Source organism: Thermococcus sp., assembly GCF_027008145.1.
Classification (GTDB): domain Archaea; phylum Methanobacteriota_B; class Thermococci; order Thermococcales; family Thermococcaceae; genus Thermococcus.
Genome location: NZ_JALTCZ010000114.1, coordinates 1 through 6,773, shown reverse-complemented (window position 1 = coordinate 6,773; position 6,773 = coordinate 1). Strand labels below are relative to the sequence as shown.

Annotated in this window: 7 protein-coding genes and 1 pseudogene; 2 read left to right on the top strand and 6 right to left on the bottom strand. The window is 53.5% G+C overall.

All coding sequences use genetic code 11. The features are described 5' to 3' along the window. Nucleotides 1–83 (bottom strand): annotated as a pseudogene (locus MVD07_RS10945) (carbon monoxide dehydrogenase); the annotation flags it as partial. Nucleotides 84–203: 120 nt separating this feature from the next. Between MVD07_RS10945 and MVD07_RS05605 the strand changes: the two are divergent. Both MVD07_RS05605 and MVD07_RS05600 read left to right on the top strand, forming a co-directional pair. Next, a complete protein-coding gene (locus tag MVD07_RS05605) occupies nt 204–497 on the top strand; it encodes a hypothetical protein (protein WP_297499534.1) in 294 nt (97 codons plus the stop codon). Beyond that, on the top strand, nt 494–1,693 hold the full coding sequence (locus MVD07_RS05600; RefSeq protein ID WP_297499532.1) for a cysteine desulfurase: 1,200 nt from the start codon (nt 494–496) through the stop codon (nt 1,691–1,693). Before MVD07_RS05605 ends, MVD07_RS05600 begins: the two co-directional genes overlap by 4 nt. Here the strand turns inward: MVD07_RS05600 and MVD07_RS05595 are convergent. The 5 genes from MVD07_RS05595 to MVD07_RS05575 all read right to left on the bottom strand — a co-directional run. Beyond that, nucleotides 1,690–2,298, bottom strand: coding sequence for a hypothetical protein (locus tag MVD07_RS05595; protein WP_297499530.1), 609 nt, complete (start codon nt 2,296–2,298; stop codon nt 1,690–1,692). The two genes, MVD07_RS05600 and MVD07_RS05595, sit on opposite strands and share 4 nt — an antisense overlap. Before the next feature lie 49 nt (nt 2,299–2,347). After that, nucleotides 2,348–3,244 (bottom strand): hypothetical protein, encoded by an 897-nt coding sequence (locus MVD07_RS05590; protein ID WP_297499536.1) that lies wholly within the window; start codon nt 3,242–3,244, stop codon nt 2,348–2,350. A gap of 44 nt (nt 3,245–3,288) precedes the next feature. Further along, nucleotides 3,289–4,428 carry an ATP-NAD kinase family protein gene (locus MVD07_RS05585; RefSeq protein WP_297499527.1) on the bottom strand — a complete coding sequence of 380 codons (1,140 nt, stop codon included), beginning with the start codon at nt 4,426–4,428 and terminating at the stop codon, nt 3,289–3,291. A 45-nt stretch (nt 4,429–4,473) separates the two neighbouring features. Beyond that, nucleotides 4,474–5,910: a potassium channel family protein gene (locus tag MVD07_RS05580; protein ID WP_297499525.1), complete on the bottom strand. Its 1,437-nt coding sequence runs from the start codon at nt 5,908–5,910 to the stop codon at nt 4,474–4,476. Between the two features lie 44 nt (nt 5,911–5,954). After that, nucleotides 5,955–6,773, bottom strand: an 819-nt coding sequence (locus MVD07_RS05575; RefSeq protein ID WP_297499523.1) for an FAD-dependent oxidoreductase, incomplete at its 5' end; no start/stop codon positions are given.

The window sequence follows — 6,773 nt, the reverse complement described above, 5'->3', positions numbered from 1 at the left end:
CCCCTCTCCACCAGATACTTCCCGAGCATCGCGCTTATCGTGCTCTTACCACAACCACCCTTTCCGCTCACCAGAATCTTCATCGATATCACCAAAGACCAAAAAGGTAACACACCTTATAAGGGCTTTGGTTTATCCCTATTTCAACCTTCGGTTCAGGAAAGCCCTATAAGACTCCCCGCCCAAAGGTCAGCGGTGATGGGATGATAATCTCAAAGCCCTGCGTAACTATGAAGGGCATCGTCATAGGTGCCTATTCCTGGGAGAGGCAGGTAAAGGTGGACCTCGTAAAGACCGCCGAGTGTCTCAGGGAGAAAGGCTTCTCCGTGAAAAAGCTCGTCCCGGACATGATGCTGATTCTCGAAATGGAGGACTATGAGGTCAGCGTTTACCCAAGTGGGAAGATAATCATCAAGCTCCTCGAAGATGCCGAGAGGGGAAAGAAAATCGCCGAGACGATATATGACTGCGCCGGGATTCTGGAGGTGGTAATATGAAGATCCCGGACGATGTTAGGAAGGACATACCGCTGACGGGCGAGGTTATATACTTCGACAACACGGCCACCTCGCTAACGCCCAAACCCGTGATCGAGGCTATGGACGATTACTACCTGAGGTACCGTGCCAACGTCCACAGGGGCGTTCACAGGCTCTCCCAAATGGCGACCCACAGATACGAGGAGAGCAGGAAAGCGGTTGCCGACTTCATAAACGCAAGGTTTGAGGAGGTGGTCTTCACCAAAAACACGAGCGAGAGCCTTAACTTGGTCGCCCTCGGAGTTGAGCACCTTTTCAGACCGGGGGACAAGATAGTAACAACCCCCTACGAGCACCACTCCGATTTACTTCCCTGGCAGAGACTGGCCAGAATGAAGGGACTTAAACTGGAGTTCATCGAAGGCGACAACGAGGGCAACCTCGATTTAAGTGATGCCGAGAGGAAGATTAAAGATGCGAAGCTCGTAGCCGTTCAGCACGTCTCCAATGCCCTCGGCGTCGTCCACGAGGTCGAGGAAATAGGAAAGATAGCGAAGGAAGAGGGGGCAATCTTCGTTGTCGATGCTGCTCAAAGCGTTGGGCACATGGAGGTGGACGTGAGGAAACTGCACGCCGATTTCTTGGCATTCTCAGGCCATAAGGGCCCGATGGGGCCGACGGGGATAGGCGTCCTCTATATCAACGAGGAGCTCTTCGATACCTTCGAGCCACCCCTCATAGGCGGTGGAACCATTGAGGATGTTGACCTGAACTCTTACAAGCTTGCAGAACCGCCGGAGCGTTTTGAGGCGGGAACTCCGAACATAGGCGGGGCGATAGGACTGGCCGAGGGAATACGCTACATCGAGAGAATTGGGGTAGATAGAATTGAGAGGCAGGAGAGGAAGCTTGTAAAGAGAACCGTTGGGGGCCTTGAAGAGCTTGAAATTCCCTGGTACGGGCCGAGGAACCTGAAGAAGCACGCGGGAGTTGTCAGCTTCAACGTTCCACCCCTTCATCCGCACGACGTCGCAGCGGTACTCGACGAGAGGAACATAATGGTGAGGAGCGGCCACCACTGTGCTTTACCGGTGATGAAGAAGCTTGGAATAAACGGCACCGTCAGGGCTTCTTTCCACGTCTATAACAGCCTTGAGGAGGTCGAGACCTTCCTGGGGGTTCTTGAGGAGCTGGCAAAAAGGTTGAGGGGCTAAGCCCCCGGCCCCCTGCCGCCGGTGAGTATAAGGACGGTGAACCTTACGTCGAGGGCCCTTGTTATAGTATCCCCTGGGAAGCTGGGCCACGTCACGTAGAAGGTCTTCCTGAGGATGGCCTTTCTACCGGAGATGTAGTAGACATTGACCTCGACCAAGGGGAGGATCAGAAGGGGTCTTATTATCACGACGTAGTTCATCCTAACCGGCAAGCCCAGCGTGATGTTAGTCCCAACGTCGTATATCCTGTACACCATCATTGGGCCGTACGAGGGCAGGCCCACGGCTTCTAGGGTTTCAGTGTTCACCCCGTACTCATGGAGTAACCCGGACGAGAGGACACAGGACGAGCTGAGGCAGAACTCCCCCTCGGCCGGGGAGTGGATGTAGAAGTATATCGAGGTGATTTTGTAGGCCGAGAGACCCGTCAGGATAAAGGCCAGCAGGAGGTAAGCGAGGAGTCTCTTCAGCCGGAAGTTGCGTTTCTTGATGTACCTGTAGGAACTCCCATACCAGAACAGAAAAGCCATTGGGATTGAAAAGTAGTAGATGACGAGAAGAGTCCCAAATATAACGGGATTCGTCGCATGCTCGATGTACACCATCTCTCAACACCTGAAGGAGTAGGTTTTGAGAATATTAAAAAGTACCTGCTCAGGGGAGAACTCTACCGTGGAAGACGTCTATGGTCTCAGGGCTACGGACGATGAAGGCCCCCAGCCCCTTCTTTACGAGTTTTCTCATGGAACCGGGCGGAACGCCGTTGCTCTCGTATATCAGTGCCTGAACGTCCGGTTCGTGGTATAAGAGGAGCGTCGGGCCCGCGAGGTTCAGGAGGGCATCAAGTGCATACTCGCTCGCGACGACGGTTAGTCTTTTCCTCAGCGGTCTCGTGAGGAGAGGAATTGCGGCACTGCCAGCTGAAGTGTAGCCGAGAACGGCCCCATCGAGGAGTCCAACCATAGCCTTCCTCCTCTTCTCAAAGACCGCTGAGAGGGTTAAGAACGCTATTCCAACGAGTGTTATGCTGTGCGTGTCTCCGAGGTTCACAAGGACGCTCCCCTCAAGCTTGGGAGTATCCCCTGAGTAGAAGGCCTCGTCAAGAGTAGTGTAGCTCTCCAGGATCACCTCAGAGTATTTCTGATTGGCCTTCACAGCATCCGGGACGCTCTTCACCTTACCAAGAAGGATGTCAGCGTAGAGTTTATCTCTTAAGGCCCTGTCGAGACCATAGAGAGCCTCAACTATCGTCACCGCAGAGTAGGGGTCGATGAGGCCCTGGAGGGCAAGCTTTATAGGGTCTATCCCGGTCGGCTGACCGTCTTTAATTTCAATCACTGTATCAAAGTCTCCCTCAAACTGGCCGGTCGTGTCAAATACTACCCTGTCGTATCCTATCTTCTCGTATTCCCCGGCGATGTACTCAAGGAAGTGCCTCGGATAGTCATCCATTCCAAAGACCTTCAGGGTTCTGCCCTGAACGATGGGGTCATAGAACATGTCCCCACCCTCATGTTCCATTATCCTAACGGCAATCGGGCTCGGTCTCATACGACTCACCACAGAAATATAAGTAGAAGAGTATAAACGGTTTTCTAAATCACCTTAACCATTCTCTCCCTCCAGGGGCCCACCCTGATCCTGATGTAGCCCCTCAGCTTCCCGTCCACCTCCCTATCACCGGTGTAGACCCTGATGAAGCCATCCTTAACTTTCGAGGGTGTGGCTACGACTATTATGTTCTCCTTAGGGACATACCTAAGAACGTCCGCCGAGAACTGCTGGTTGCCCCTGCCGAAGAGGAAGTTGAGACCCCCTATAACAGTAACGACGATTTTCGGATTCCTATCAATGAACCTGAGGAGGTCTTTTTCTGTTGCATCCTTCACGAGGAGCATTGCCTTTCCGTCTTTTATCTCGACCACATCAACACCGAGGAGAGTCCCATTGATGCCCAGTTTGTCCTTCAGCCTCTTGAGAGTAGAACCGGCCCCAAGGAAGTAAATCCCATCCTCAAGCTCCTCAGCTAAGGCATCTATTATGGCCTCAACGTCCTCCGCTTCGTCGGTTTTTGAGGGCTCTTTCGCCCCCTGAAGGAGAAGCTCCGCGTAGAGCGTCAGGATCTTCCCGTAGTGCCTCGGTTTAACCTTATCCTGCCTGAAGGCCTCTTCGTCCAGATCCATGACATCCCTCTCAACGAGCTCCGCGTTCCCTCTGAGGAACTCTACGACGAGCCTTGCGGCGTCCTCTGGAGACGACGCAAAAACCCCAGAGAACATCTTAACTCCAGTGGGAACTCCCAGAATGGGAACCTTCATCCCAACGGCGCCGAAAATGTCCCTGGCAGTTCCGTCTCCACCGGCGAAGACGAGGAGGTCAACCTTCCCTGCCATTTCCTGGGCGAGCCTCTTGGTGTCCTTACTGCTTGTGTCCGGAATCCTTACGCCAAAGATTTCATGATAGTCAATTCCCCTGTGTCTAATGACCTCAAAGGGAAAGCTGAAGTCCTTCAAAACATTCTCTCCCAGTGGCCCGGGGCCAGTGATGAACTCAATCCTCTTTGACTCCTCGTAATGAGAGAGCTCGTGGAGAAAGAGGCGCGCAAGGTTTTGAGCGATAGGACGGGCGCCCCGTCTTATGGCTTCCTCAACAACCCCGTCGGTGCCTTTAAGGGCCACCCGACCGCCCATACCAGCTATGGGGTTAACTATGAGACCCAGCCTGAGTTTTTCCATTTCTATCCCCACTGTATTGGACGGAGAGCAGGCTTAAACTTTGCGCTACCTCATGTACTTCCTCGCGAAGACCGTAAGGAAGACCGCCCACATGAACATTCCAAAGAGGGCCTCAAGAGACGCTATTGCCCTTCCAACGCCTATTGGGTGGTAGTCGCCGTAGCCGAGGGTTGTAGCTGTTACGATGCTGAAGTACTCATAGTCGAGGAAGCTGAGCTTGGCGGAGAGACCTTGGACGCTCCCTGTCAGGTAGAAAAGGAGCGGGAAGAAGAGGTTGACTGCGAAGAGCCATATCATTATCGGCCTCTTCCAGTCGGTTCCGTAACGGCAGGTTAAATCGGCGAAGAGCCACTCGAAAAGGGCTTCGCCTTTATCCAGGAGCTTTCTCCGCCCTTTTCTCCTCGAAAGGAGCTTTATCTTCCTCCGGGCGAGCATCTCCAGGTAGTAATACTCGTCAGCCTTCTCAAGGTCACCGCTCTTCTCCCAGCTGGTTCTTGCAAGGCGATAGAAGACCTCTTCAGCGTGGGGATTGCTGAACTGGCAGTCCTCTATTATCATGAAGCCCTGAACGGTCAGCTCCACCGGGAGGCTCGGTAGGACAGTCAGACCCCATGTTGCATCCGCTCTAATCCTAGACTTCCTGAGGATGAAGTTGCTGTGGACTAGGACATGGATGAATTCGGGAGAAACCAGGTGACTCCAGCTTATTTCAACGTGACCGAACACCTCAAGGTTTTCGAGGACGAGGGTTCCATGGAAGCCGGCAACCGTCAGACGAACCTGTCTCTTGAAGTGGGGCTTGGTGTCGAAGGAAACATCCCTGATTACAAGGGACTTAACTCTTACGGTTCTCCGACCTGCCTCGGAGACCTTAACGCCGTGCTCCTCAAGGATTTTCCTAAGGAGAGGGTAGCGGGTGTTGATACCTATCCTGCGGACGTCTCTGAGGCCCGAGATTTCTACCGTGCCCTTTGCGCTTTTCTCGCCGTAGGCCTCTTCCTCCTCGCTTCCGGTGTACTGGGTCGAGTTCACCATCAGGTACTTAACGCTTGAGTCCCTGAGGGATATATGGCTTGTGAAGTCAACGCGGAGTACGTTAAGGCCGTAGACCGTTGAGCCCTTGACGAAGATGAAGCCGACCTTAACCTGAAAGAGGATTACCCTCTCAACCGCCGTGTTGAGGAGTATCAGGCCTTTAAACTCGGAGTCCTCAATAACGAGGCTTTTAATTGCTGAGTTCTTGAAGACGAGAACCTTCTCACTCCGGTAGTCCTTTATGGAGACGTCGTAGAGGTAAACGCCCTCGAAGTAGCTCTGTCCTGCCCTGAGCCTCCTCTGGAGGGTACTCGCCTTAACTTTTTTTATCCTCTCGCCAAGAAGGGCCTCCCCCTCATCGTAAGGGACATGAAGGGGACAGTACTTCGAGCCCTCTAGGGGTTTCAGCCTGCACTTCCTTCCGTTTTCATAGGTGTACTCGCACATCGCCCGGAGTTGGGGAAAATAGTATAAAGGTTTTCCGGGAGAGCTCAGAACTTCAGAACCCTCGCAAGGACTATCAGGGGGTCCCAGACCGGAGCAAACGGTGGGGCATAGGCTAGGTCGGTGAAGAAGGTGTCTCTAGTAGTGAATCCAGCCGTCAGCATGGCTGCGGCCGTGTCAACCCTTGCCAGGACGTCCGCACCGACGGCCTGAACGCCAAGGAGCCTGTTAGTCTCGTTGTCAACGACCCCCTTCAGCCATATGGTCCTCGCTCCCGGATAGTAGTGGGGGCGGGTGGTTGCCTTGATAAAGGCCGTCCTGATATCGTAGCCTTCTTTTATCGCCTCCGCCTCTGTTAAACCGGTTTTTCCTATCTCAACGTTAAAGAACTTCGTAATGCTCGTCCCGAGAACCCCGGGGAAGTGGATTTCTTTTCCGGCTATGTTGCTCCCTGCCACATAGCCCATCTTGTTTCCCGCAGGGGCGAGGGGAATCCACACCCGCCTGCCGGTTATTATGTGCCTCGTCTCTGCTACGTCGCCGGCGGCGTAGACATTCTCCACGTTCGTCTGCATCCTCTCGTTCGTCCATACGGCCCCGGTCTCGCCTATCCTGACACCCAGCTCTTTTGCAAGCTCGACGTTTGGCCTTATACCTGTGGCCAGGATAACGATGTCCGCCCTGTATTGACCGGCATCTGTGACGACCTTCTCGACTCTCTCTCTGCCCTCGATATACAGGGTTATCTCCTGCGTCCTGAGGTTTATCCTCTTTCTCATTTCTCCCTCAAGAACGTCGGTGATTTCCTTGTCAAAGGCCTTCTTCATGATCCTCTCGTTTCTCTCGATAAGGGTGACGTTCTTTCC